A 23,028-nucleotide genomic window follows, 5' to 3' on the forward strand; every position below is an offset into this window, starting at 1 on the left:
CATCAAGCATTGATGTCGCCTGACACAACGTCATCGCCGGCAAGCCGGCTCCCGCATTCGTAATGCGTTATCTTGAATTTCGTGGATTTTTCGAACCCGCAGGCGTTATGACTTTAATCCTTGGAATCGACCCCGGCTCGCGCATCACCGGTTACGGCGTGGTCCGCGACACCGGACGCGGCTGCGTGTACGTGGCCTCCGGCTGCATCCGCACCGGCGGCGGCGAGCTGCACGAACGGCTGCAGATCGTTTACCGCGGTGTGCGGGAGATCATCCAGACCTACGGCCCCGTGACCATGGGCATCGAAAAGGTGTTCATGGCGCGCAACGCCGACTCGGCGCTGAAGCTGGGACAGGCCCGGGGCGCGGCGATCGTGGCCGGCGCCGAGGAAAGCCTGGAGATCGCCGAGTACACGGCGACCCAGGTCAAGCAGGCGGTGGTCGGCACCGGTGCGGCGAACAAGGAGCAGGTGCAGATGATGGTCATGCACATGCTCAAGCTCACCAGCAAACCGCAGATCGACGCCTCGGACGCCCTGGCCATCGCCATTTGCCATGCGCACACCCGTGCCAGCCTGCTGCCCCACGGGTTGGGGGCGGCACGCAGTCGTGGCGGGCGCCTGCGTCTCTGATAGCATCAGCAGTCAATTTTCCGGAATGGGGGCCGAGCGCCCGGGCCGTCGGCCCGCCTCCCCGGTTCCGGCCCCCGCCAGCCATGGGCTGGCCAACGCTCAAGGATCTGAAACGTGATTGGACGCTTGCGCGGCACCCTGGCTGAAAAGCAGCCGCCGCACCTGATTCTGGATGTAAACGGCCTCGGGTATGAGCTGGAAGTGCCCATGACCACCCTCTATCGCCTGCCGTCGGTCGGTGAACCGCTGACCTTGCACACCCATTTGGTCGTTCGCGAGGACGCGCAGTTACTCTATGGCTTTGCCGGCAAGCGTGAGCGAGACTTTTTCCGCGAGCTGATCCGTCTCAATGGTGTCGGCCCGAAACTGGCCCTGGCCCTGATGTCGAGCCTGGAGGTGGACGAGCTGATCCGCTGCGTGCAGTCCCAGGACACCTCGGCCCTGACCAAGGTGCCGGGCGTGGGCAAGAAGACCGCCGAGCGTCTGCTGGTCGAGCTCAAGGACCGCTTCAAGGCCTGGGAGACCGTGCCGGCGATGTTTGCGCTGGTGCCGAACCAGCCGGACGGCCCGGCGCCGGTCAACCACGCCGAGAACGACGCGGTCAGCGCGCTGATTTCCCTGGGCTACAAGCCGCAGGAGGCGAGCAAGGCGATTTCCGCGATCAAGGAGAAAGGCTTGAGCAGTGAAGACATGATCCGACGCGCCCTGAAGGGAATGATTTAAGTGATTGAAGCTGATCGTCTGATCGCCGCCACGCACAGTCCGCGTGAGCGCGAAGAAGTCCAGGATCGGGCGATTCGCCCCGTCAGTCTGGCCGACTACATCGGCCAGCCGACCGTGCGCGAGCAAATGGAGCTGTTCATCCAGGCCGCGCGCGGGCGCAGCGAGTCCCTGGACCACACGTTGATCTTCGGCCCGCCGGGATTGGGCAAGACCACCCTGGCCAACATCATCGCCCAGGAAATGGGCGTGTCGATCAAGAGCACCTCCGGGCCTGTGCTCGAACGGCCGGGGGACCTGGCGGCCCTGTTGACCAACCTTGAGCCGCACGATGTGCTGTTCATCGACGAAATCCATCGTCTGTCGCCGATCGTCGAGGAAGTGCTGTACCCAGCCATGGAAGACTTCCAGCTCGACATCATGATCGGCGAAGGGCCGGCGGCGCGTTCGATCAAGCTCGACCTGCCGCCGTTCACCCTGGTGGGCGCAACCACGCGGGCGGGCATGCTGACCAACCCGTTGCGCGACCGTTTCGGGATCGTCCAGCGCCTGGAGTTCTACAGCACGGCGGATCTGGCGACCATCGTCAGCCGTTCGGCCGGCATCCTGGGCTTGCCGCTGGATTCGGACGGGGCGTTCGAAGTGGCTCGCCGCGCCCGCGGCACGCCGCGGATCGCCAACCGGCTGCTGCGCCGGGTGCGGGACTTCGCCGAAGTGCGGGCCAAGGGGCACATCACCAAGGCCGTCGCCGATCTGGCGCTGAACCTGCTGGATGTCGACGAGCATGGCTTCGACCACCAGGATCGGCGGCTGCTGCTGACCATGATCGAGAAGTTCGACGGCGGGCCGGTGGGGATCGACAGCCTGGCGGCGGCCATCAGCGAGGAACGTCACACCATCGAGGACGTGCTGGAGCCTTACCTGATCCAGCAGGGCTACATCATGCGCACGCCGCGGGGCAGGGTGGTGACCCGGCATGCGTACCTGCACTTCGGCCTGAATATTCCGTCGCGGATGGGCGAAACCCCCGTGGCAGACGAGTTTCTCGATGCCCTGGACGATTGATACACATCGTGTGGCGATTTATTCCGCATTTGCGCTGTCCGAGGACGGTACTTTTGCGGTGAAGCCACCGTTCAACGAAAAACAGTTGCCTGCCCCGATTGGCAACCCGAGGAGTAAGCACTAGAGTATGCGCGCGCAAAACGGGCTTGAGCCGTTCGCACATCGTTGTCGCGTTTATTACGAGGACACCGATGCCGGCGGCATCGTGTATTACGTTAATTACCTCAAGTTTATGGAACGGGCTCGAACCGAGCGGCTCCGGACGCTGGGCTTCGCCCAGTCGGCGCTGGCCGGGGAGGACCTGTTGTTCGTCGTGCATTCCAGCGAAGCGCGCTACCACGCGCCGGCGCGACTGGACGACGAGCTTCTGGTAAGCGCTGATGTAATCGAATTGAACCGCGCCAGCCTGCGCTTCAGACAGCAAGTCAGGCGGGCGACGGATAATGCGCTGCTCTGCGAGGGGCAGTTTCTGGTGGCCTGTGTGCGCACTAACAGTTTGAAACCCCGGGCCCTTCCCGATGACCTGCGTGCGGCCTTCGCCGACGCGGTCGGCACGGGTACACACTCAAAGCAGGAGATAAAGCGTGGAAGCTAACGTCGTCGACCATTCCTCCATGTGGAGCCTGGTCAGCAATGCCAGCATCGTGGTGCAGTTGGTAATGTTGACCCTGGTGGCCGCATCGGTGACCTCATGGATCATGATCTTTCAGCGCAGCAACCTGCTGCGCGCCGGTCGACGCGCCCTGGAGACCTTCGAGGAGCGCTTCTGGTCGGGCATCGACCTGTCCAAGCTGTACCGCCAGGCCGGCAGCAACCCGGATCCGGACTCGGGCGTGGAGCAGATCTTCCGTGCCGGCTTCAAGGAATTCTCCCGCCTGCGCCAGCAGCCCGGCGTCGACCCTGAGGCGGTGATGGAAGGCGTGGCCCGTGCCATGCGTGTGGCGATCTCCCGCGAAGAAGAGAAACTGGAGCAGAGCTTGCCGTTCCTCGCCACCGTCGGTTCCGTCAGCCCGTACATCGGTCTGTTCGGCACCGTCTGGGGGATCATGAACTCCTTCCGCGGCCTGGCCAGCGCCCAGCAGGCGACCCTCGCCACCGTGGCACCCGGCATCGCCGAGGCCCTGGTCGCCACCGCGATCGGCCTGTTCGCCGCGATCCCGGCGGTCATCGCCTACAACCGCTTCTCCGCCCGCAGCGAAACCTTGCTGGGCCGCTACTACACCTTCGCCGATGAGTTCCAGGCGATCCTGCACCGCAAAGTGCACACCAGCGAAGACTGAGCAGGTAAATCCCAATGGCTTTAATCACTCGAGCCCGACACAAGCGCAAGCCGGTCGCCGAGATGAACGTGGTGCCTTACATCGACGTGATGCTGGTGCTGCTGGTCATCTTCATGGTGACTGCGCCGATGCTCAATCAGGGCGTGAAGGTGGATCTGCCGAAGGTATCCAGCGATGCCTTGCCGCAGGACAACAACACCCAGGTGCTGACCATTTCCATCAAGGCCGACAAGACCTACTACTGGAACCTGGGCAGCGAAGTGGACACCGAGAAGCAGCAGGACCGCGCCATGACCCTGCCGCAGATGACGGATGCGGTGACCAAGATCATCCGTGCCGGCAACGAAGGCGGCAAGCACACCCAGGTCTTCATCCGCGGCGACAAGTCCGTGGACTACGGCGCCGTCATGGGCGCCATGGGCGGGCTGCAGAAAGCCGGGGTCGGTAACGTTGGCTTGATCACCGAGGCCCCCTGATGCAGGCACAGCGAGAGCCGTCAGCCTCGGAAAGCTACTTCTGGCCCAGCGTCTGGGCAATCGGCTTGCACGTGCTGGTGTTCGGCATGCTGTTCGTCAGTTTTGCCCTGACGCCTGAGCTGCCGCCGGCCAAGCCGATCGTCCAGGCGACCTTGTACCAGCTGAAATCGAAAAGTCAGGCGACCACCCAGACCAATCAGAAGATTGCGGGTGAGGCGAAGAAATCCGCCGCGCGCCAGACCGAAGTCGAGCAGATGGAGCAGAAAAAGGTCGAGCAGGAAGCGGTGAAGGCCGCGGAACAAAAGAAAGAAGAAGCGGCTCAAAAGGCCGAGGAAGCCAAGAAGGCCGACGAGGCGAAGAAAGCGGAAGAGGCGAAGAAGGCTGACGAAGCCAAGAAGGCCGACGACGCGAAGAAAGCCGCCGAAGCCAAGAAGGCAGAAGAGAAACAATTGGCTGATATAGCCAAGAAGAAAGCTGAAGAAGAAGCTAAGAAGGCTGCTGAAGAAGAGGCCAAGAAAGCGGCCGCTGAAGAAGCCAAGAAGAAGATCGTCGAAGACGCGAAGAAGAAAGCCGCCGAAGACGCCAAGAAGAAAGCTGAAGCTGAAGAGGCGAAGAAGAAAGTCGCCGAAGAAGCGAAGAAGAAAGCTGCCGCCGACGCTGCGAAGAAGAAAGCGCAGGACGCCGCGCGCAAGTCTGCCGAAGATAAGAAGGCCCAGGCCTTGGCAGATCTGCTTTCCGACACGCCGCAGCGCCAGCAGGCCTTGGCCGATGAGCAGGGCGACGAAGTCGCGGGCAGTTTCGATGACCTGATTCGTGCGCGGGCAGCGGAAGGCTGGGCCCGTCCGCCTTCGGCACGCAAAGGCATGACGGTTGTGCTGCAGATCGGCATGTTGCCGGACGGCACCGTGACCACGGTCAGCGTGGCCAAGTCCAGCGGCGACGGTCCGTTCGACGCTTCGGCGGTGGCGGCGGTCAAGAACATTGGACGATTGACGGAAATGCAGGGAATGAAGGCGAGCGATTTCGCTCCGTATCGTTCCTTCAAGATGACATTCACACCTGAGGATCTAGCCTTGTGAGAAACCTTCTTCGAGGATTGCTGATCGCGGTCTGCTGCATGGCAGGGATCGCGATGGCGGATGAAAAGAACATTCTGGTCACCAGCGGCAGCGATCGGGCGACCCCGATCGCCGTCGTGCCGTTCGGTTTCCAGGGCGGTGCCGTCCTGCCGGACGACATGGCTGAAATCATTGGTAACGATTTGCGCAACTCGGGCTACTACTCGCCGATTCCGAAGCAAAACATGATCAGCCAGCCGAGCCAGCCGAGCGAAATCATCTTCCGTGACTGGAAGGCGGTGGGCGCCCAGTACATGATGGTCGGCAGCATCGTTCCGGCGGGCGGTCGCTTGCAGGTGCAATGGGCGCTGTTCAACGTCGCCACCGAGCAGAAAGTGGCCGACGGCAGCGTTTCCGGTACCACCGAGCAGTTGCGCGACATGGCGCACTACATCTCCGACCAGTCGTTCGAGAAGCTCACCGGCATCAAGGGCGCGTTCTCGACCCGTCTGCTGTACGTGACGGCCGAACGCTTCTCCGAGAAGAACACCCGCTACACCCTGCAGCGTTCGGACTACGACGGTGCCCGTGCCGTGACCCTTCTGCAATCGCGTGAGCCGATCCTGTCGCCGCGTTTCGCCCCGGACGGCAAGCGCATCGCCTACGTGTCGTTCGAGCAGAAGCGTCCGCGGATCTTCGTGCAGAACATCGACACCGGCCGCCGCGAGCAGATCACCAACTTCGAAGGCCTGAACGGCGCGCCGGCCTGGTCGCCTGACGGCAATCGCCTGGCGTTCGTGCTGTCCAAGGACGGCAACCCGGACATCTACGTGATGAACCTCGGTTCGCGCCAGATCACCCGCGTCACCGCAGGTCCCGGCATCAACACCGAGCCGTACTGGGGCAAGGATGGCTCGACCATCTACTTCACCTCCGACCGTGGCGGCAAGCCGCAGATCTACAAGACCAGCGCCGGTGGCGGCGGTGCCGAGCGCGTGACGTTCGTGGGCAACTACAACGCCAACCCGAAACTGTCGGCCGACGAAAAGACCCTGGTGATGATCCATCGTCAGGACGGTTTCACCAATTTCAAAGTGGCGGCCCAGGATCTTCAGCGCGGAAGCGTAAAAATCCTCACTGATAGCACTCTGGACGAGTCGCCTACTGTTGCGCCCAACGGCACCATGGTAATCTACGCCACCCGCCAGCAGGGCCGGGGAGTCTTGATGCTCGTGTCCATTAACGGACGCGTGAGGCTCCCGCTTCCTACCGCTCAAGGCGAAGTCAGAGAACCGTCCTGGTCCCCTTACCTGAACTGACGCGGCGCTTTACGTTTTACTTAACACACTGGGGTTCATTAGGAGTTTCACGATGGAAATGCTGAAGTTTGGTAAATTTGCTGCGCTGGCTCTGGCCATGGCCGTAGCTGTAGGTTGCTCGTCCAAGGGCGGCGACAACGCCGGTGAAGGCGCTGTCGATCCAAACGCTGGCTACGGTGCAAACACCGGCGCCGTTGACGGTTCCCTGAGCGAAGAAGCTGCTCTGCGCGCAATCACCACCTTCTACTTCGAATACGACAGCTCGGACCTGAAGCCAGAAGCCATGCGCGCTCTGGACGTTCACGCCAAAGACCTGAAAGCAAACGGCGCTCGCGTTGTTCTGGAAGGCAACACCGACGAACGTGGTACTCGTGAGTACAACATGGCACTGGGCGAGCGTCGTGCGAAAGCCGTTCAGCGCTACCTGGTACTGCAAGGTGTTTCCCCAGCTCAGCTGGAACTGGTTTCCTACGGCGAAGAGCGTCCAGTTGCCACCGGCAACGACGAGCAGTCCTGGGCTCAAAACCGTCGCGTCGAACTGCGTAAGTAATTCGATATGCGAACGTGCCGTCGTGCTGTAACTGTCCTGGCTCTCAGCCTCGCGCCGCTTGCGGCGTGGGCTGCGGTTCCTGTGGTCGATGACAACTCCGGTTACAACAGTAGCGGGAGCAGTTATCCGCCTGCGGGTTACGGTACGAACGGCGCCTATGCCGGGGGAGCGGCTACGGCCCCTGCCTCGGCACAAGGCATGCTGTTCAACCAACTGCAACAGATGCAGGATCAGATTTCGCGCCAGCAAGGCGTGATCGAAGAACTGCAGAATCAGGTTGCGCGCATGAAGCAGGAATCCCTGGAGCGATACCAGGATCTTGATCGGCGCATAGGATCCGGCGTTGCACCTGCCGCGACTCCTGAGAATTCTTCCGCCGGCGGCGATGCAAGTGCTGCCGCCGGTGCTGCTGCGGGTGCCGGGGCTGCTGCCCAGGCGCCTGCGGCCAGCAGCGAACCCGGTGATCCGGCCAAGGAAAAGCTGTATTACGATGCCGCTTTCGACCTGATCAAGGCCAAGGACTTCGACAAGGCCAGCCAGGCCTTCGCCGCGTTCCTGCGCAAGTACCCGAACAGCCAATACGCGGGCAACGCCCAGTACTGGCTGGGTGAAGTGAACCTGGCGAAGGGCGACCTGCAAGGCGCAGGTCAGGCGTTCGCCAAGGTTTCGCAGCTGTACCCCAAGCACGCCAAGGTGCCGGACTCGCTGTACAAGCTGGCTGACGTGGAGCGCCGACTGGGTCACACCGACAAGGTCAAAGGCATTCTGCAGCAGGTGGTTGCCCAATACCCGGGCACGTCCGCTGCTCAGCTGGCCCAACGCGATCTGCAGCGCATGTAAGGCTGCTGCCTGGGAAAGCGTTACCCGTTCAGAAGAAACCCGCGCCTGTCGCGGGTTTTTTCGTTAGAATTCACGCCCTTTTTTCATGAAACACGCTTTTGGCGATCTGCGCGTTGGCGGGGTGGCCTGAAGTGCCTGACGGAGGCGGACAGCCTGTTTAGCTGTTACGCCCGTGGCGACTATGCAAGACACATTGAGAATCACCGAAGTTTTCTACTCGTTGCAGGGGGAAACGCGGACTGCCGGGCTGCCCACGGTTTTCGTGCGCCTGACCGGATGCCCTCTGCGTTGCCAGTACTGCGACAGCGCCTACGCCTTCAGCGGCGGCACCCTGCGCACCCTCGACGACATCGCCGAGCAGGTGGCCGGCTTCCGTCCACGCTATGTCTGCGTGACGGGCGGCGAGCCCCTGGCGCAGCCCAATGCCATTCCTTTGCTCAAGCGATTGTGTGACGCCGGTTACGAGGTCTCGCTGGAAACCAGCGGCGCCCTCGACATTTCGGCCGTCGATCCGCGGGTCAGCCGTGTGCTGGACCTGAAGACGCCGGGCTCGAAAGAGGCCCACCGCAACCGCTACGAAAACATCGAACTGCTGACGTCCAACGACCAGGTGAAATTCGTCATCTGTTCGCGGGAGGACTACGACTGGGCGGTCTCCAAGCTGATCCAGTACGGCCTCGACCGCCGTGCCGGCGAAGTGCTGTTTTCCCCCAGCCACCATGACCTGAACGCACGGGACCTGGCGGACTGGATCGTGGCGGACAACCTGCCGGTACGCCTGCAGTTGCAGTTGCACAAATATCTTTGGAACGACGAGCCGGGGCGCTGAGATGACTGAACAACTGAACACCACTGAAGAACGCGCGGTCATTCTGCTGTCCGGTGGCCTGGACTCCGCGACCGTCGTGGCGATGGCCCGTGCAGAGGGCTACAGCTGCTACACCATGAGCTTCGACTACGGTCAGCGCTCCCACGCCGAATTGCATGCTGCCGCTCGGGTGGCTCGTGACCTGGGCGTGATCGAGCATAAGGTGATCGGCCTGAACCTGAACGGCATGGGCGGTTCGGCGCTGACCGACAGCAGCATCGACATTCCGGAGGAGTTGGGCGAGGGCATTCCGGTGACTTACGTGCCGGCGCGCAACACCGTGTTCCTGTCGTTGGCATTGGGTTGGGCGGAAGTGCTCGGGGCTCGCGATATCTTCATCGGCGTCAACGCGGTGGACTATTCCGGTTACCCGGACTGCCGTCCCGAGTTCATCGAATCGTTCGAGCGCATGGCCAATCTCGCGACCAAGGCTGGCGTGGAAGGCAACGGTTTCCGCATCCAGGCACCGCTGCAGAACCTGAGCAAGGCACAGATCGTTCAGGCCGGTGTGAAGCTGGGCGTGAATTACGGGCTGACCGTTTCCTGCTATCAGGCTGACGATGAGGGCCGTGCGTGCGGCAAGTGCGACAGCTGCCGCCTGCGCGCAGACGGCTTCGCAGCGGCCGGAATCAGCGATCCAACCCCTTATTTTTGATTTTTTTCAAATTAGGTGTTGAATAGTCCTTAAAAATCAGTATTATACGCGCCACAACGAAGCGGGTCGTTAGCTCAGTTGGTAGAGCAGTTGGCTTTTAACCAATTGGTCGTAGGTTCGAATCCTACACGACCCACCATTTTCGAAGTTTCAAAAAGTCTGGAAGGCCCACGCAAGTGAGGATTTCCGGATTTTTTTTTGCCTGCGATTCGGGCATGCCCGACCCGGTGCCGACCTGCCGTGACGCAGGTCAGAATCATCTTTTGCATCAACGGGATATTCTGTAGCCTTGCGCAGCTTCAATGCTGTCCGTGCCTGATGACACTCACTCTCCCGGCGGTGCCCTCAAGTGGTCCGGAGCCGGGTGTATACTCGACTTTCGCGCGAATGCGCCTGCAGGTCTTGCGAACATGACGCAGTTTTCCGAACGCCTTCTGGTTCAAGCCCACCTCGATGCCAAGCAGCCCAAGCCGCTGACGGCCGAGGAAGAGGCTCACTACCGTTCCGCCATCGCCGCCGAGCTCAAGGCTCAGGACGCCGTGCTGGTTGCCCACTTCTATTGCGATCCGGTCATCCAGGCCCTGGCCGAAGAGACCGGCGGCTGCGTGTCCGATTCCCTGGAGATGGCCCGCTTCGGCAATGCCCACCCGGCCAAGACCGTGGTGGTGGCCGGCGTGAAGTTCATGGGCGAGACCGCCAAGATCCTTAACCCGGAAAAGCGCGTGCTGATGCCGACGCTGGACGCCACCTGTTCCCTGGACCTGGGGTGCCCGGTGGATGAGTTCTCGGCGTTCTGCGACCAGCACACGGAGCGCACGGTGGTGGTGTACGCCAACACGTCGGCGGCGGTGAAGGCGCGGGCCGACTGGGTGGTGACGTCCAGCTGCGCGCTGGAGATCGTCGAGAGCCTGATGGACAACGGCGAGACCATCATCTGGGGCCCGGACAAGCACCTGGGCACCTACATCCAGCGCCAGACCGGCGCCGACATGCTGCTGTGGGACGGTGCCTGCATCGTTCACGAAGAGTTCAAGGCCAAGCAGCTCGAAGACATGAAGGCGCTGTACCCGGACGCGGCCATTCTGGTGCACCCGGAATCGCCGACGTCGGTCATCGAGCTGGCGGACGCCGTCGGTTCCACCAGCCAGTTGATCGCCGCGGCCAAGACGCTGCCGCACAAGACCCTGATCGTCGCCACCGACCGCGGCATCTTCTACAAGATGCAGCAGGTGTGCCCGGACAAGGTCTTCATCGAGGCGCCTACCGCCGGCAACGGCGCCGCCTGCCGCAGCTGCGCGCATTGCCCGTGGATGGCCATGAACACGCTTGAGCGCACGCTCAAGTGCCTTAAAGAGGGCACCGGCGAGATCTTCGTCGACCCGGCGCTGATTCCGCAGGCGATCCGCCCGCTCAAGCGCATGCTGGACTTCACCCAGGCGGCGCGCATGAAGCTGGCCGGCAACGCCTGAAACCTGAGTTCCGGCCGCCCGTGATGCAGGAGCGAGCCTGCTCGCGATTACGGTATGTCAGTCAAATAATCCATCGACTGACGCACCGCCATCGCGAGCAGGCTCGCTCCTGCAGTCGTTTCTGCGCCAAGGATCACTTGGCCTTTTTCGGGATCCGCACCACGCGGGTATCGGAATAGATGTCGTGCCAGGTGCGCTTTTGCTTGTCGAACAGCGACCAGAAGAACCCCAGCCCCAGGCACAGCCACGACGCCATCGACACCATGAAGCGCAGCAGCGCCTGCCACAGGCTGATGGCGGTGCCGTCGGCGTTCTGCACGCGGATGCCCCACACCTGCATGCCTAGGGTCTGGCCGGCGTGGGTCCAGAACTTGGCGAAGAAGCCGAACAGCACCAGCAACAGCACGGTGGAATAGAGGGGATCGCCGTCCAGCTGACCGGCATCGGTCATCACCCGCAGGCGTTCCTCGCCGATGAGGGCGGCCTGGATCATCTTGTAGATGCCGCCGGTGACGATCAGCAGGGCGGTGCAGAGCAGGAAGTCATAGAACATCGCTGCCAGGCGACGGCCCAGGCCGACGGCGGGAAAGTCGCCCTGGGGGGAGAGCAGGTGTTTCGACATGGCAGCCTCTGGACGGAAAATGAAGCGCCATTTTACGGATTCGCGCGCACAAAAAAGCCCCTGATATCAATATCAGGGGCTTTTTCGTTACAGAAGATCAGCCTTCTGCGATGACTTCATCAGCCTGCATGCCTTTCTGGCCTTGCACGGCAACGAAGGTCACTTTCTGGCCTTCTTTCAGGCTCTTGAAGCCGCTGCCCTGGATGGCGCGGAAATGCACGAACAGATCCGGACCGCTTTCTGGAGTGATAAAACCAAAACCTTTCTCGTCGTTAAACCACTTGACGGTGCCGCTCTGACGTGTGGACATTTCTTATTTCCTTTGACGCAAAAATTGATGACAGTCTCTTTCTCATGAAAGAGTACTGGGGCTGGTTGCAGGAGAGTAAGAAGACGTCGAACGGGATGTAGCTAACTTGTAGGCTACTGCCCAGGTCACGATTCCAAGCTGACCCATGCAAACACAGTGGGCAAACTCTACGCCAACTACGGGAGGAAAAACAAGCCCTGTGAAGCCCCCGGTTTTCCTGAGCTTGCCGCCACTTACCGGTACGCGGGCGCAGGCTTAGACGATTGCGTTGTTCAATTGTTTTCGATCGTTATAAGCCAAGTTCATATTCGAATCGGCTGTTAAATCAATGCACTGTTTTATGGCGATTGCGTTACACATTAGTGCACGCATAACGCAATCGCGTTACTTATAGAAACAGTCAATCAGCCGCGATAGTAGCGTTGTGGAACAAATGGCATTTTGCTTACAAGCATTGGCACCTTTTTCCCACGCACGATGGCCCAGACCGGCGTGTCGAGGGTGACATAGGCGCTGTCGAGGTAACCCATCGCCACCGGCCCGCCCAGGGTCGGGCCGAAACCGCCGCTGCACACGCTGCCGATGATTTCGCCCGCTTCATTGACGATTTCCGCGCCTTCGCGCACCGGCGTGCGCTCCTGGGGCAGCAGGCCGACGCGTTTGCGTGCCACGCCGTTCTGCTGCTGGGTGAACACGTTGTCCGCGCCCGGGAAGCCGCCGGCCCGTGCGCCGTCGGCGCGGCGGGGCTTGGAGATGGCCCACAGCAGGCTGGCTTCGATGGGGGTAGTGTCGGTGTTCATGTCGTGGCCGTACAGGCACAGACCGGCTTCCAGGCGCAGCGAATCGCGGGCGCCGAGGCCGATGGCCTGGACTTCCGGTTCGGCCAGCAAGGCGCGGGCGAGCTTTTCCGCGTCGGCGGCCGGCACCGAGATTTCATAGCCGTCCTCACCGGTGTAGCCCGAACGGCTGACGAAGCAGTCCACGCCCAGCAGGTTCACGCGGGTGAACTGCATGAAGGTCATTTTCGCCACCTCCGGCGCCAGGCGCGCCAGCACGGTCACCGCCGCCGGGCCTTGCAAGGCGAGGAGCGCACGCTCCTCGAACAGCGCCTCAATGGTGCATTGGCCGCCGATGTGTTTTTGCAGGTGGGCCAGATCCTGATCCTTGCAGGCGGCGTTGACCACCAGGAACAGTTCGTCGTTGCCCAGGTTGGCCACCATCAGGTCGTCCAGGATGCCGCCGGTTTCGTTGGTGAACATCGCATAGCGCTGCATGCCCACCGGCAGGTCGATGATGTCCACCGGCACCAGGCTCTCCAGGGCCTTGGCGGCGCCGGCGCCGGTCAGGCGGATCTGGCCCATGTGCGAGACATCGAACAGGCCGGCCTGTTCACGGGTGTGCTGGTGTTCCTTCATCACGCCCAGCGGGTACTGCACCGGCATGTCGTAGCCGGCGAACGGCACCATGCGGGCGCCGAGTTCCAGGTGCAGGGCGTGGAGCGGGGTTTTCGACAATTGTTCGGTGGACATCTTCAACTCCTTGGAAGGTGGGCTGCTGCCGATGCGCGCAGGCATCAGCATTCGATAATGTTGACTGCCAGACCGCCGCGGGCGGTCTCTTTGTATTTGCTTTTCATGTCGGCGCCGGTCTGGCGCATGGTGCGGATGACCTTGTCGAGGGAGACGAAGTGCTGGCCGTCTCCGCGCATGGCCATCCGCACGGCGTTGATCGCCTTCACCGAGCCCATGGCGTTGCGTTCGATGCAGGGCACTTGCACCAGGCCGCCGATGGGGTCGCAGGTCAGGCCGAGGTTGTGCTCCATGCCGATCTCCGCGGCGTTCTCCACTTGCTGCACGCTGCCGCCGAGGACTTCGCACAAGGCGCCGGCGGCCATCGAGCAGGCCACGCCGACTTCGCCCTGGCAGCCGACTTCGGCGCCGGAGATCGAGGCGTTTTCCTTGTACAGGATGCCGATGGCCGCCGCCGTCAGCAGGAAGCGCACCACGCCGTCGTCGTTGGCGCCGGGGATGAAGCGCATGTAGTAATGCAGCACCGCCGGGATGATCCCGGCTGCGCCGTTGGTCGGTGCGGTGACGACCCGTCCGCCGTAGGCGTTTTCCTCGTTGACGGCCAGGGCGTAGAGGTTGACCCAGTCCAGCACCGACAGCGGATCGCGCAGCGACGATTCCGGGTTCTTGCACAGTTGCCGGTGCAGCGCCGCCGCCCGGCGCTTGACCTTCAGGCCCCCCGGCAGGATGCCTTCGTTGCGGCAGCCGGCGGCCACGCAGTCCTGCATCACTTGCCAGATCTTCAGCAGGCCGGCGCGGGTTTCCGCTTCAGGGCGCCAGGCGCTTTCGTTGGTCAGCATCACCTGGCTGATCGACAGCCCGTAGGTGGCGCAGTGGCCGAGCAGTTCCTTGGCGGTCTTGAACGGGAAGGTCAACGGGGTGGCGTCCTCGACGATGCGGTCGGCTCCGGCGGCGTCCTCGTCGACCACGAAACCGCCGCCCACCGAGTAGTACTCGCGGCTGCGGATCTGCAGGCCGGCGGCGTCGAACGCGCGGAAGATCATGCCGTTGGGGTGGTAGGGCAGGGGCTTGCGGATCATCGCCAGGTGTTCTTTCTCGTTGAACGCGAGGCTGTGTTCGCCGAGCAGGTTGAGGCGGCCGCTGGCGCGGATGTCGGCCAAGCGGGCGCTGACGGTGTCGGTGTCGACGGTGTCCGGGTGTTCGCCTTCAAGGCCCAGCAGCACGGCCTTGTCGCTGCCGTGCCCCTTGCCGGTGGCGCCGAGGGATCCGTAGAGCTCGACCTTCACGCAGGCGGTGGCGGCCAGCAGGTTGTCCCGGCGCAGGCCCTCGACGAAGCGCGCGGCGGCGCGCATCGGGCCGACGGTGTGGGAGCTGGAGGGGCCGATGCCGATCTTGAACAGGTCGAACACGCTTAACGACATGGTTGTTCTCCGGTTTCTTGTTATGGGGTATCAGCGGAATCTGGGTTGCCGCATTCCCTTGCAGGAGCGAGCCTGCTCGCGATAGCGGTGCTTCAGTCGATGCATTGTTTGACTGACATACCGCTATCGCGAGCAGGCTCGCTCCCACAGGGGGCTGCGGTGCAGGCGGAACCGGCGAACCGGTCCCGCCCTGTCTCAAGCGTAGCTTTCGATCGACGGGCAGGCGCAGACCAGGTTGCGGTCGCCGAACACGTTGTCGACGCGGCCGACCGGCGGCCAGTACTTGGCCTCGACCAGCGACGCCACCGGGTACACCGCCTGCTCGCGGCTGTACGGGTGAGTCCACTCGCCGACCAGCTCCGCCGCGGTGTGCGGGGCGTTCTTGAGCGGGTTGTCGTCCTTGTCCAGGGTGCCGTTCTCCACCGCGCGGATCTCTTCGCGGATGCGGATCATGGCGTCGCAGAAGCGATCCAGCTCTTCCTTGGATTCGCTTTCGGTCGGCTCGATCATCAGCGTGCCGGCCACCGGGAACGACATGGTCGGGGCGTGGAAGCCGAAGTCGATCAGGCGCTTGGCGACGTCATCGACGCTGATGCCGCTGCTGTCCTTGAGCGGACGCAGGTCCAGGATGCACTCGTGGGCCACCAGGCCGTTGCTGCCGGTGTAGAGCACCGGGTAGTGCTCTTCGAGGCGGCGCGAGATGTAGTTGGCGTTGAGGATCGCCAGCTGCGAGGCGCGCTTGAGGCCGGCGCCGCCCATCATGCGGATGTACATCCAGGTGATCGGCAGGATGCTGGCGCTGCCGAACGGCGCCGCGCAGACCGCGCCTTCCTTGCGCGCCATCTCGGCGTGGCCGGGCAGGAACGGGGCCAGGTGCGACTTGACGCCGATCGGGCCCACGCCCGGGCCGCCGCCGCCGTGGGGGATGCAGAAGGTCTTGTGCAGGTTCAGGTGGGACACGTCGCCGCCGAACTTGCCCGGTGCACAGAGGCCGACCATGGCGTTCATGTTGGCGCCGTCGATGTACACCTGGCCGCCGTTGTCGTGGATGATCGCGCAGATTTCGCGGATGCCTTCCTCGAACACGCCGTGGGTGGACGGGTAGGTGATCATCAGCGCGGCGAGGTGCTCGCGGTGCTCGATGGCCTTGGCGCGCAGGTCTTCGATGTCGACGTTGCCGCGGGCGTCGCACGCGGTCACCACCACGCGCATGCCGGCCATGTGGGCGGTGGCCGGGTTGGTGCCGTGGGCCGACGACGGGATCAGGCAGATGTCGCGGCGCTCGTCGCCACGGCTCTGGTGGTAGGCGCGGATCGCCAGCAGGCCGGCGTATTCACCCTGGGAGCCGGCGTTCGGCTGCAGCGACACCGCGTCGTAGCCGGTGGCGGCGCAGAGCATCGCTTCCAGCTCAGCAGTCAGCTGCTGGTAGCCGGCGCTCTGCTCGGCCGGGGCAAACGGGTGCAGGGCGCCGAATTCGGCCCAGGTCACCGGGATCATTTCGCTGGCGGCGTTGAGCTTCATGGTGCACGAGCCCAGCGGGATCATGGTGCGGTCGAGCGCCAGGTCCTTGTCCGCCAGCTTGCGCAGGTAGCGCATCAGCTCGGTTTCGGAGTGGTAGCGGTTGAACACCGGGTGGCTGAGGATCGGCGATTGGCGCACCAGCGCCGCCGGCAGGGTGCCTTGCGCCGAGGTGGCGAGGGCGGCGAAGTCCGGCAGGGCCTTGCCGTCGGCGAACAGCGCCCACAGGGTCTCGATGTCGGCCTGGGTGGTGGTCTCGTCCACCGACAGGCCCAGGCGCTGGGCATCGACCACGCGCAGGTTGATCCGCTGGGCACGGGCCTTGTCGTGCAGCGCGGCGGTCTGCGCGCCGGTGGCCAAGGTCAGGGTGTCGAAGAAGTGCGCCTGCTCGACGTTCAGGCCCAGGGCGCTCAGGCCTTGGGCGAGGATAGCGGTCAGGTGGTGCACGCGGTTGGCGATCTGGGTCAGGCCTTTGGGGCCGTGGTAAACGGCGTACATGCTGGCGATGTTGGCCAGCAGCACTTGCGCGGTGCAGATGTTCGAGGTGGCCTTCTCGCGGCGGATGTGCTGCTCGCGGGTCTGCATGGCCAGGCGCAGGGCCGGCTTGCCGAAGCGGTCGACCGACACGCCGACCAGGCGGCCCGGCATGTCGCGCTTGAACGCGTCCTTGGTGGAGAAGTACGCCGCGTGCGGGCCGCCGAAGCCCAGCGGCACGCCGAAGCGCTGGGCGCTGCCGATGGCCACGTCGGCGCCGAACTCGCCCGGCGGGGTCAGCAGGGTCAGGGCCAGCAGGTCGGCGGCCACGGCCACCAGGGCGTTGGCGGCGTGGAAGCGCTCGGTCAGCTCACGGTAGTCGAACACGTCGCCGTTGCTCGCCGGGTATTGCAGCAGGGCGCCGAAGAACGGGGTCACGTCGGTCAGTTCACGCTCGTCGCCCACGACCACGTCGATGCCCAGCGGCTCGGCACGGGTGCGCAGCACGTCGAGGGTCTGCGGATGGCTGTGGACCGAGGCGAAGAACTGGTGGCTGCCCTTGTTCTTGCTCAGGCGCTTGCAGAAGGTCATGGCTTCGGCGGCGGCGGTGGCTTCGTCGAGCAGGGAGGCGTTGGCGATCGGCAGGCCGGTGAGGTCGCTGATCAGGGTCTGGAAGTTCAGCAGCGCTTCGAGGCGGCCCTGGGAGATCTCCGGCTGGTACGGGGTGTAGGCGGTGTACCAGGCCGGGTTCTCCAGCAGGTTGCGCAGGATCGGCGACGGGGTGTGGCAGTTGTAGTAGCCCTGGCCGATGTAGGTCTTGAACAGTTGGTTCTGGCCGGCGATGGCCTTGATCGCGGCCAGGGCCTGGGCTTCGCTCAGGCCGTCGTCCAGGCCCAGCACGCTGGTGCCCTTGATGCTTTCCGGGATGACGCTGGCGCTCAGGGCTTCGAGGGAGTCGAAGCCGAGGCTGTTGAGCATGGCCTGCTCGTCGCCGGCGCGCGGGCCGATGTGACGGGCGATGAATTCGTTGGCGGTGGTCAGGTTCACTTGAGTCATGTCCGGTCTCCTCAGGCGTCGGCGTTGGCTTTGAGCAAACGGTCGTAGGCGTCCTGGTCCAGCAGTTTGCCGACGGCGCTGGCGTCGCTCGGCTTGAAGCGGAAGAACCAGCCGTCGCCCAGCGGGTCTTCGTTGACTTGTTCCGGGCTGTCGTTGAGCAGTTCGTTGACGGCGACGACGTCACCGTCCAGCGGCATGTACACGCCGCTGGCCGCCTTCACCGATTCCACCGTGGCGGCTTCGGCGCCCTTTTCGTAGGCCTGAAGCTCCGGCAACTGAACGTAGACCACGTCGCCCAGGGCGTTCTGCGCGAAAGCGGTGATGCCGACCGTGACGGTGCCGTCAGCTTCGGCGCGCAGCCATTCGTGATCTTCAGTGAAACGCAACTCGCTCATGGAAACTCCTAGGGGCCGGACTCGTCCGGTGGACGCGGTGGAAGGCTGGGGCAATAAAGCCCTTGTTTATGGATGGGTACTTAGCAAGAACGCGGCCAATGTTTATTTATCGTTTTAAATCAATGAGTTAGATAGATGTAAGGAAGTCTGGGATCGACTCGCTGTAGCGAAATCGCTACAGCTGGGGGCGGGGAGAAAAGCTGAACCGGATCAAAGCCTTGCGCGGCGGTGGCCGCAGGCGGGTGTATCGATATCGTTCCGCTGTAGCGCTTTCAGTACAGTTGGAGGTCGCTTTTGGGCTGCGGAGGCCTTTGGTGGCGCCATCGCCAGCAGGCAGGCTCCCACAAAGTTTTGCTGTGTCCAGGCTGTTGCGCACAGCCTGGATTCCTGTGGGAGCCAGCTTGCTGGCGACGGCGTGCGCAAGAACGCCGCACCGGCTCAGGGCTTGTTGGGAATGCCGTACTTGCGCAGGCGATGGGCGATGGCCGTGTGGGAGGTCTGCAGGCGGCTGGCCAGTTGGCGGGTCGAGGGGTAGCTGACGTAGAGGGTTTCGAGCAGGGATTTCTCGAAGGCTTCGACGGCCTGTTCGAGGCTGTCGACGTCGGTGTCGGCCTGGCGCGCCACCGAGGTGCCGGCGATGTCGAGGTCGCCGATGTCCACCAGGCTGCTTTCGCAGATCGCGGCGGCGCGGAAGATCACGTTCTGCAGTTGCCGCACGTTGCCCGGCCAGCGGTTGCCGAGCAGGGCCGGATAGGTGCCGGGCGCCAGGCGGCAGACCGGGCGCTGGATCTGCGCGCAGGCCTGCTGCATGAAGTGGCGGGCCAGCAGCAGGATGTCCTGGCCGCGCTCGCGCAGCGGCGGCACTTCGACGTTGAGCACGTTGAGACGGTAGAACAGGTCTTCGCGGAACAGGCCTTCGCTGACCATTTTCTCCAGGTCGCGGTGGGTGGCGCTGAGGATCCGCACATCGACCTTCACCTCGCGGTCGCCGCCGACCCGGCGGAAACTGCCATCGTTGAGAAAGCGCAGCAGCTTGGCCTGCAGGTACGGCGACATCTCGCCGATCTCGTCGAGGAACACCGTGCCCTGGTTGGCCAGTTCCATCAGCCCCGGCTTGCCGCCGCGCTGGGCACCGGTGAAGGCGCCGGGGGCGTAGCCGAACAGTTCGCTCTCGGCGAGGTTCTCCGGCAGCGCCGCGCAGTTGAGGGCCAGGAACGGCGCGCTGTGCCGGGCGCTGATGGCGTGGCAGGCGCGGGCCACCAGTTCCTTGCCGGTGCCGGTCTCGCCCTGGATCAGCAGCGGCGCATCGAGGGCCGCCACCCGCTGCGCCCGGGCCTTGAGGGTGCGGATGGCGGGGGAATCGCCCAGCAGCGCGTCGAAGCCTTCGGCGTGGTCGTGGTGCAGGGCCGAGAGCTGTTCGCCGATGCGGTTGGGTTGGTACAGGGTCAGCAGGGCGCCGGCGTCGGTGATCGGCGTGGCGTCCAGCAGCAGGGTCTGGCCGTTGACGGTGATTTCCCGCAGCGGCAGGCGGAAACCGTGTTCGAGCAGGGCGTCCAGCAGGCCCGGGTCGTTGAACAGTTCGGCGACGCTCTCGCCCGCCGGCTCCCGGCCGTACAGCGCGATCAGCGCCGGGTTGGCCAGCAGCACCTTGCCGGCGCTGTCCAGGGCCAGCACCGGGTCGGTCATCGCGGCGAGCAAGGCGTCGAGCTGCAGGTGCCGGCGCTGGCCGGGCAGGATGTCGACCACCGTCACCGCCTCCACGCCGCGCACGCGGAACAGCGCGTCCTTGAGCTCTTCGAGCACTTGCGGGCTGAGGGTCGGCGCGTCGATGTAGACGTTGGGCGGCACCATCTCCACCGCATCCAGGTTGAGGTTGCGCCCGCCGAGCAGGGCCAGGACTTCCTGGGTGATGCCGACGCGGTCGATGAAGCTGACGTGGATACGCATGGGGCGGTTCAGTGTTCTGCGGTGCGGAGGGTGGCAAGTATGCCTTGGGGCGGGGGGATGGTGAAACCTGTCGCAGCGGTCGGGACGACGCCGGTCCCTGTAGGAGCGAGCCTGCTCGCGATTGCGGTTCGACAGTCGACACGGATGTCGCCTGACATTGCGCCATCGCGAGCAGGCTCGCTCCTACAGGGATTTGGGGTGTCCTGAGGATCGGGGCTATTCGAAATGCTCGGGGTTCACCGCGTCGCCGGACTTCATGTTCAGTTGCTTGCGCACGTCCTCGAACATGTCGTCGTACATCTTGTGCATCGAGCCAATGCTGCTGTGGGTCTTGGGAATGCCGTACTTCTCGGCGATCTGCGTCACGTTGCGGGCGAAGTTGTAGGCTTCTTCCTTGGGCAGGAAGAACGGCTCGTCCACCGTCTTGCCCTGGATCGTCCCGTGCATCCTGAACTGCATTCCCTTGCCTTTGTGCGGATCCTGGAAGACCTCGTAGGTCAGGCTGATTTCGTAGCTGACGTCGTTCTTGTCCAGCGCGTGCCGCTCGATGTGCAGACGGCCGGGTTCGAATTGGGCCATGGTTCTCTCCTTTCAAGGCATGGGAGAAGGGCAGACCTTCGATCTGCCCCGCCGTTTCTTTTTATCGGTAGGTGATGCCCGGCGCTGCCGTGCTGACCCGCGTACCGGCGGTGCCCTGGACGATGGCTTCGATGTCCGCGAGCGAACCGATCACCGCGACCTTGCCAGTATGGCGCGCGAATTCGCAGGCTGCCTGCACCTTCGGCCCCATGGAGCCTGCGGCGAAGCCCAGGCGTTCCAGTTCGTCCGGGTGGGCCTGGGCGATGGCCTTCTGGGTCGGCTTGTTGAAGTCGATGTAGGCCGCGTTGACGTCGGTGGCGATCACCAACAGGTCGGCGTCCAGCTGTTCGGCCAGCAGCGACGAGCACAGATCCTTGTCGATCACCGCCTCGATGCCCTTGAGGTTGCGGTTTTCGTCGTACATGGTCGGGATGCCGCCGCCGCCGGCGCAGATCACGATGCTGCCCTTGTCCAGCAGCCACTTGATCGGGCGGATCTCGAAGATGCGCTTGGGCCGCGGGCTGGCCACCACGCGGCGGAACTTGTCGCCGTCCGGGGCGATCGCCCAGCCTTTTTCGGCGGCCAGCTTCTCGGCCTCCGCCTTGCCGTAGACCGGGCCGATGGGTTTGGTGGGATTCTGGAAGGCCGGATCCTTGGCGTCCACCTCGACCTGGGTGAGCAGGGTGGCGAACGGCACTTCGAAGTCCAGCAGGTTGCCCAGTTCCTGTTCGATGATGTAGCCGATCATGCCTTCGGTCTCGGCGCCGAGCACATCCAGCGGGTAAGGGGTGACCGAGGTGTAGGCCGCCGCCTGCAGCGACAGCAGGCCCACTTGCGGGCCATTGCCGTGGGCGATGACCAGTTGGTTGCCGGGATGGATCTTGGCGATCTGCTCGGTGGCGATCCGGATGTTGGCGCGCTGGTTGTCCGCGGTCATGGGTTCACCCCGGCGGAGCAGGGCGTTACCGCCCAGAGCAACGACGATACGCATGGTGCGAGTCCTTCTGAATAGCAATAAGGTCAGACGGAACAAGTGCGGTCACTGTAGGAGCCGGGCTTGCCCGCGATGGCGACGGGGCAGTCAGCATTGTCTTTGGCTGACACACCGCTATCGCTGGCAAGCCAGCTCCCACAGTGACCGTGTCGCGTCAGTGGGAGCTTCGCCGGTTTACAGGTCGGCCAGGGTCGAGACCAGGATCGCCTTGATGGTGTGCATGCGGTTTTCCGCTTGCTCGAAGGCGATGCAGGCCGGCGATTCGAACACGTCGTCGGTCACCTCGATGCCGTTGGCCAGGTGCGGGTACTGCTCGGCGATCTGTTTGCCGACCTTGGTGTCGCTGTTGTGGAACGCCGGCAGGCAGTGCATGAACTTGGTGCGCGGGTTGCCCGAGGCCTTCATCAGTTCGGCGTTGACCTGGTACGGCAGCAGTTGCTGGATGCGTTCGCCCCAGGCTTCGACCGGCTCGCCCATCGACACCCAGACGTCGGTGTGGATGAAGTCCACGCCCTTGACCGCCGCTTTCGGGTCTTCGGTCAGGGTGATGCGCGCACCGCTTTCTTCCGCGTATTTCTTGCAGCGGGCCACGAGGTCGTCATGGGGCCACAGGGCTTTGGGCGCGCTGATTCGCACGTCCATGCCCAGCTTGGCGCCGATCAGCAGCAGCGAGTTGCCCATGTTGTTGCGGGCGTCGCCCAGGTAGGCGTAGCTGATTTCGTGGATCGGCTTGTCGGCGTGCTCACGCATGGTCAGCACGTCGGCGATCATCTGGGTCGGGTGGTATTCGTCGGTCAGGCCGTTGAACACCGGCACCCCGGCGAACTTGGCCAGTTCTTCGACGATCTCCTGCTTGAAGCCGCGGTACTCGATGGCGTCGTACATGCGGCCCAGCACGCGGGCCGTGTCCTTCATGCTTTCCTTGTGGCCGATCTGCGAGGAGTTGGGGTCGATGTAGGTGACGTTGGCGCCTTGGTCATAGGCGGCGACTTCGAAGGCGCAGCGGGTGCGGGTCGAGGTCTTTTCGAAGATCAGGGCGATGTTGTTGCCCTTGAGGTGCTGCTGTTCGGTGCCGGTGTACTTGGCGCGCTTGAGGTCGCGGGAGAGGTCGAGCAGGTAGCGCAGCTCGCGGGCGGTGTGGTGTTCCAGGCTGAGCAGGTTACGGTTGTGGATGTTGAACGCCATGATGATTCTCCTTGGATTCGGTGATCGGCCCGGCCGCGCCGGGTGGGGGCGGCCGGGAAAATGGTC

23 protein-coding genes and 1 tRNA gene are annotated in these 23,028 nt (G+C 63.6%); 14 read left to right on the top strand and 10 right to left on the bottom strand.

Translation table 11 applies throughout. The features are described from left to right. Window positions 1-107 precede the first annotated feature (107 nt). The 14 genes from ruvC to nadA all read left to right on the top strand — a co-directional run bounded on the left by ruvC (window position 108) and on the right by nadA (window position 10,932). Window positions 108-632 carry a crossover junction endodeoxyribonuclease RuvC gene (ruvC, locus tag CAG31_RS10015; protein ID WP_085580459.1) on the top strand — a complete coding sequence of 175 codons (525 nt, stop codon included), beginning with the start codon at window positions 108-110 and terminating at the stop codon, window positions 630-632. 114 nt (window positions 633-746) lie between these two features. Further along, window positions 747-1,355: a Holliday junction branch migration protein RuvA gene (gene ruvA / locus CAG31_RS10020; RefSeq protein ID WP_085580461.1), complete on the top strand. Its 609-nt coding sequence runs from the start codon at window positions 747-749 to the stop codon at window positions 1,353-1,355. Further along, complete coding sequence (ruvB, locus tag CAG31_RS10025) at window positions 1,356-2,417, top strand: Holliday junction branch migration DNA helicase RuvB (RefSeq protein ID WP_085580463.1); 1,062 nt, start codon at window positions 1,356-1,358, stop codon at window positions 2,415-2,417. Window positions 2,418-2,544: 127 nt separating this feature from the next. Continuing rightward, window positions 2,545-3,012 carry a tol-pal system-associated acyl-CoA thioesterase gene (ybgC, locus tag CAG31_RS10030; RefSeq protein ID WP_085580465.1) on the top strand — a complete coding sequence of 156 codons (468 nt, stop codon included), beginning with the start codon at window positions 2,545-2,547 and terminating at the stop codon, window positions 3,010-3,012. Next, window positions 3,002-3,697 carry a protein TolQ gene (gene tolQ, locus CAG31_RS10035; RefSeq protein WP_085580467.1) on the top strand — a complete coding sequence of 232 codons (696 nt, stop codon included), beginning with the start codon at window positions 3,002-3,004 and terminating at the stop codon, window positions 3,695-3,697. The genes ybgC and tolQ overlap by 11 nt, the downstream gene beginning before the upstream one ends. Window positions 3,698-3,720: 23 nt before the next feature. Next, the gene (gene tolR / locus CAG31_RS10040) at window positions 3,721-4,173 is read left to right on the top strand and encodes a protein TolR (protein ID WP_170929939.1); all 453 of its coding nucleotides are present in this window, start codon (window positions 3,721-3,723) and stop codon (window positions 4,171-4,173) included. After that, window positions 4,173-5,252: a cell envelope integrity protein TolA gene (tolA, locus tag CAG31_RS10045; RefSeq protein WP_085580472.1), complete on the top strand. Its 1,080-nt coding sequence runs from the start codon at window positions 4,173-4,175 to the stop codon at window positions 5,250-5,252. Before tolR ends, tolA begins: the two co-directional genes overlap by 1 nt. Window positions 5,253-5,290: 38 nt before the next feature. Continuing rightward, on the top strand, window positions 5,291-6,550 hold the full coding sequence (gene tolB / locus CAG31_RS10050) for a Tol-Pal system beta propeller repeat protein TolB (protein WP_225927298.1): 1,260 nt from the start codon (window positions 5,291-5,293) through the stop codon (window positions 6,548-6,550). A gap of 52 nt (window positions 6,551-6,602) precedes the next feature. Continuing rightward, entirely contained in the window at window positions 6,603-7,100 is a 498-nt protein-coding gene (pal, locus tag CAG31_RS10055; protein ID WP_003178634.1) for a peptidoglycan-associated lipoprotein Pal, read from the top strand. A gap of 6 nt (window positions 7,101-7,106) precedes the next feature. Further along, the gene (gene ybgF / locus CAG31_RS10060; protein ID WP_085580476.1) at window positions 7,107-7,940 is read left to right on the top strand and encodes a tol-pal system protein YbgF; all 834 of its coding nucleotides are present in this window, start codon (window positions 7,107-7,109) and stop codon (window positions 7,938-7,940) included. A gap of 181 nt (window positions 7,941-8,121) precedes the next feature. Next, window positions 8,122-8,769, top strand: a complete 648-nt coding sequence (gene queE, locus CAG31_RS10065; RefSeq protein WP_085580478.1) for a 7-carboxy-7-deazaguanine synthase QueE — start codon at window positions 8,122-8,124, stop codon at window positions 8,767-8,769. Between the two features lies 1 nt (window position 8,770). Continuing rightward, the gene (queC, locus tag CAG31_RS10070; protein WP_085580480.1) at window positions 8,771-9,463 is read left to right on the top strand and encodes a 7-cyano-7-deazaguanine synthase QueC; all 693 of its coding nucleotides are present in this window, start codon (window positions 8,771-8,773) and stop codon (window positions 9,461-9,463) included. Window positions 9,464-9,526: 63 nt separating this feature from the next. Further along, window positions 9,527-9,602, top strand: a tRNA-Lys gene (locus tag CAG31_RS10075). Between the two features lie 271 nt (window positions 9,603-9,873). Continuing rightward, window positions 9,874-10,932, top strand: coding sequence for a quinolinate synthase NadA (gene nadA / locus CAG31_RS10080; RefSeq protein ID WP_085580483.1), 1,059 nt, complete (start codon window positions 9,874-9,876; stop codon window positions 10,930-10,932). A 133-nt stretch (window positions 10,933-11,065) separates the two neighbouring features. Here the strand turns inward: nadA and CAG31_RS10085 are convergent, their stop codons facing one another. The 10 genes from CAG31_RS10085 to CAG31_RS10130 all read right to left on the bottom strand — a co-directional run bounded on the left by CAG31_RS10085 (window position 11,066) and on the right by CAG31_RS10130 (window position 22,962). Further along, window positions 11,066-11,554 (bottom strand): RDD family protein, encoded by a 489-nt coding sequence (locus CAG31_RS10085; protein ID WP_085580485.1) that lies wholly within the window; start codon window positions 11,552-11,554, stop codon window positions 11,066-11,068. Between the two features lie 97 nt (window positions 11,555-11,651). Next, entirely contained in the window at window positions 11,652-11,864 is a 213-nt protein-coding gene (locus CAG31_RS10090) for a cold-shock protein (protein ID WP_085580487.1), read from the bottom strand. 404 nt (window positions 11,865-12,268) lie between these two features. After that, window positions 12,269-13,393, bottom strand: coding sequence for a glycine cleavage system aminomethyltransferase GcvT (gene gcvT / locus CAG31_RS10095; RefSeq protein ID WP_085580489.1), 1,125 nt, complete (start codon window positions 13,391-13,393; stop codon window positions 12,269-12,271). Window positions 13,394-13,437: 44 nt separating this feature from the next. Continuing rightward, window positions 13,438-14,814 carry an L-serine ammonia-lyase gene (locus CAG31_RS10100; protein ID WP_085580491.1) on the bottom strand — a complete coding sequence of 459 codons (1,377 nt, stop codon included), beginning with the start codon at window positions 14,812-14,814 and terminating at the stop codon, window positions 13,438-13,440. A 195-nt stretch (window positions 14,815-15,009) separates the two neighbouring features. After that, window positions 15,010-17,862, bottom strand: a complete 2,853-nt coding sequence (gcvP, locus tag CAG31_RS10105) for an aminomethyl-transferring glycine dehydrogenase (protein WP_085580493.1) — start codon at window positions 17,860-17,862, stop codon at window positions 15,010-15,012. An 11-nt stretch (window positions 17,863-17,873) separates the two neighbouring features. Then, window positions 17,874-18,257 (bottom strand): glycine cleavage system protein GcvH, encoded by a 384-nt coding sequence (gcvH, locus tag CAG31_RS10110; RefSeq protein ID WP_085580495.1) that lies wholly within the window; start codon window positions 18,255-18,257, stop codon window positions 17,874-17,876. Between the two features lie 438 nt (window positions 18,258-18,695). Beyond that, on the bottom strand, window positions 18,696-20,204 hold the full coding sequence (locus tag CAG31_RS10115) for a sigma-54-dependent transcriptional regulator (RefSeq protein WP_085580497.1): 1,509 nt from the start codon (window positions 20,202-20,204) through the stop codon (window positions 18,696-18,698). A gap of 216 nt (window positions 20,205-20,420) precedes the next feature. Then, complete coding sequence (locus CAG31_RS10120; protein WP_085580499.1) at window positions 20,421-20,783, bottom strand: DUF5064 family protein; 363 nt, start codon at window positions 20,781-20,783, stop codon at window positions 20,421-20,423. A 61-nt stretch (window positions 20,784-20,844) separates the two neighbouring features. Further along, on the bottom strand, window positions 20,845-21,774 hold the full coding sequence (arcC, locus tag CAG31_RS10125) for a carbamate kinase (RefSeq protein ID WP_085580501.1): 930 nt from the start codon (window positions 21,772-21,774) through the stop codon (window positions 20,845-20,847). Between the two features lie 177 nt (window positions 21,775-21,951). Beyond that, entirely contained in the window at window positions 21,952-22,962 is a 1,011-nt protein-coding gene (locus CAG31_RS10130; RefSeq protein ID WP_085580503.1) for an ornithine carbamoyltransferase, read from the bottom strand. Window positions 22,963-23,028: the final 66 nt, after the last annotated feature.

It is taken from the genome of Pseudomonas sp. R25(2017), assembly GCF_002112565.1.
GTDB classification, from domain to species: Bacteria; Pseudomonadota; Gammaproteobacteria; order Pseudomonadales; family Pseudomonadaceae; genus Aquipseudomonas; species Aquipseudomonas ekonensis.

Coding starts and splice junctions, on each gene's coding strand:
- ruvC (WP_085580459.1), top strand. CDS start 108: ATGACTTTAATCCTTGGAATCGACCCCGGCTCGCGCATCACCGGTTAC.
- ybgC (WP_085580465.1), top strand. CDS start 2,545: ATGCGCGCGCAAAACGGGCTTGAGCCGTTCGCACATCGTTGTCGCGTT.
- tolA (WP_085580472.1), top strand. CDS start 4,173: ATGCAGGCACAGCGAGAGCCGTCAGCCTCGGAAAGCTACTTCTGGCCC.
- tolB (WP_225927298.1), top strand. CDS start 5,291: ATGGCAGGGATCGCGATGGCGGATGAAAAGAACATTCTGGTCACCAGC.
- pal (WP_003178634.1), top strand. CDS start 6,603: ATGGAAATGCTGAAGTTTGGTAAATTTGCTGCGCTGGCTCTGGCCATG.
- ybgF (WP_085580476.1), top strand. CDS start 7,107: ATGCGAACGTGCCGTCGTGCTGTAACTGTCCTGGCTCTCAGCCTCGCG.
- queE (WP_085580478.1), top strand. CDS start 8,122: ATGCAAGACACATTGAGAATCACCGAAGTTTTCTACTCGTTGCAGGGG.
- queC (WP_085580480.1), top strand. CDS start 8,771: ATGACTGAACAACTGAACACCACTGAAGAACGCGCGGTCATTCTGCTG.
- nadA (WP_085580483.1), top strand. CDS start 9,874: ATGACGCAGTTTTCCGAACGCCTTCTGGTTCAAGCCCACCTCGATGCC.
- CAG31_RS10085 (WP_085580485.1), bottom strand. CDS start 11,554: ATGTCGAAACACCTGCTCTCCCCCCAGGGCGACTTTCCCGCCGTCGGC.
- CAG31_RS10090 (WP_085580487.1), bottom strand. CDS start 11,864: ATGTCCACACGTCAGAGCGGCACCGTCAAGTGGTTTAACGACGAGAAA.
- gcvT (WP_085580489.1), bottom strand. CDS start 13,393: ATGTCCACCGAACAATTGTCGAAAACCCCGCTCCACGCCCTGCACCTG.
- CAG31_RS10100 (WP_085580491.1), bottom strand. CDS start 14,814: ATGTCGTTAAGCGTGTTCGACCTGTTCAAGATCGGCATCGGCCCCTCC.
- gcvP (WP_085580493.1), bottom strand. CDS start 17,862: ATGACTCAAGTGAACCTGACCACCGCCAACGAATTCATCGCCCGTCAC.
- gcvH (WP_085580495.1), bottom strand. CDS start 18,257: ATGAGCGAGTTGCGTTTCACTGAAGATCACGAATGGCTGCGCGCCGAA.
- CAG31_RS10115 (WP_085580497.1), bottom strand. CDS start 20,204: ATGCGTATCCACGTCAGCTTCATCGACCGCGTCGGCATCACCCAGGAA.
- CAG31_RS10120 (WP_085580499.1), bottom strand. CDS start 20,783: ATGGCCCAATTCGAACCCGGCCGTCTGCACATCGAGCGGCACGCGCTG.
- arcC (WP_085580501.1), bottom strand. CDS start 21,774: ATGCGTATCGTCGTTGCTCTGGGCGGTAACGCCCTGCTCCGCCGGGGT.
- CAG31_RS10130 (WP_085580503.1), bottom strand. CDS start 22,962: ATGGCGTTCAACATCCACAACCGTAACCTGCTCAGCCTGGAACACCAC.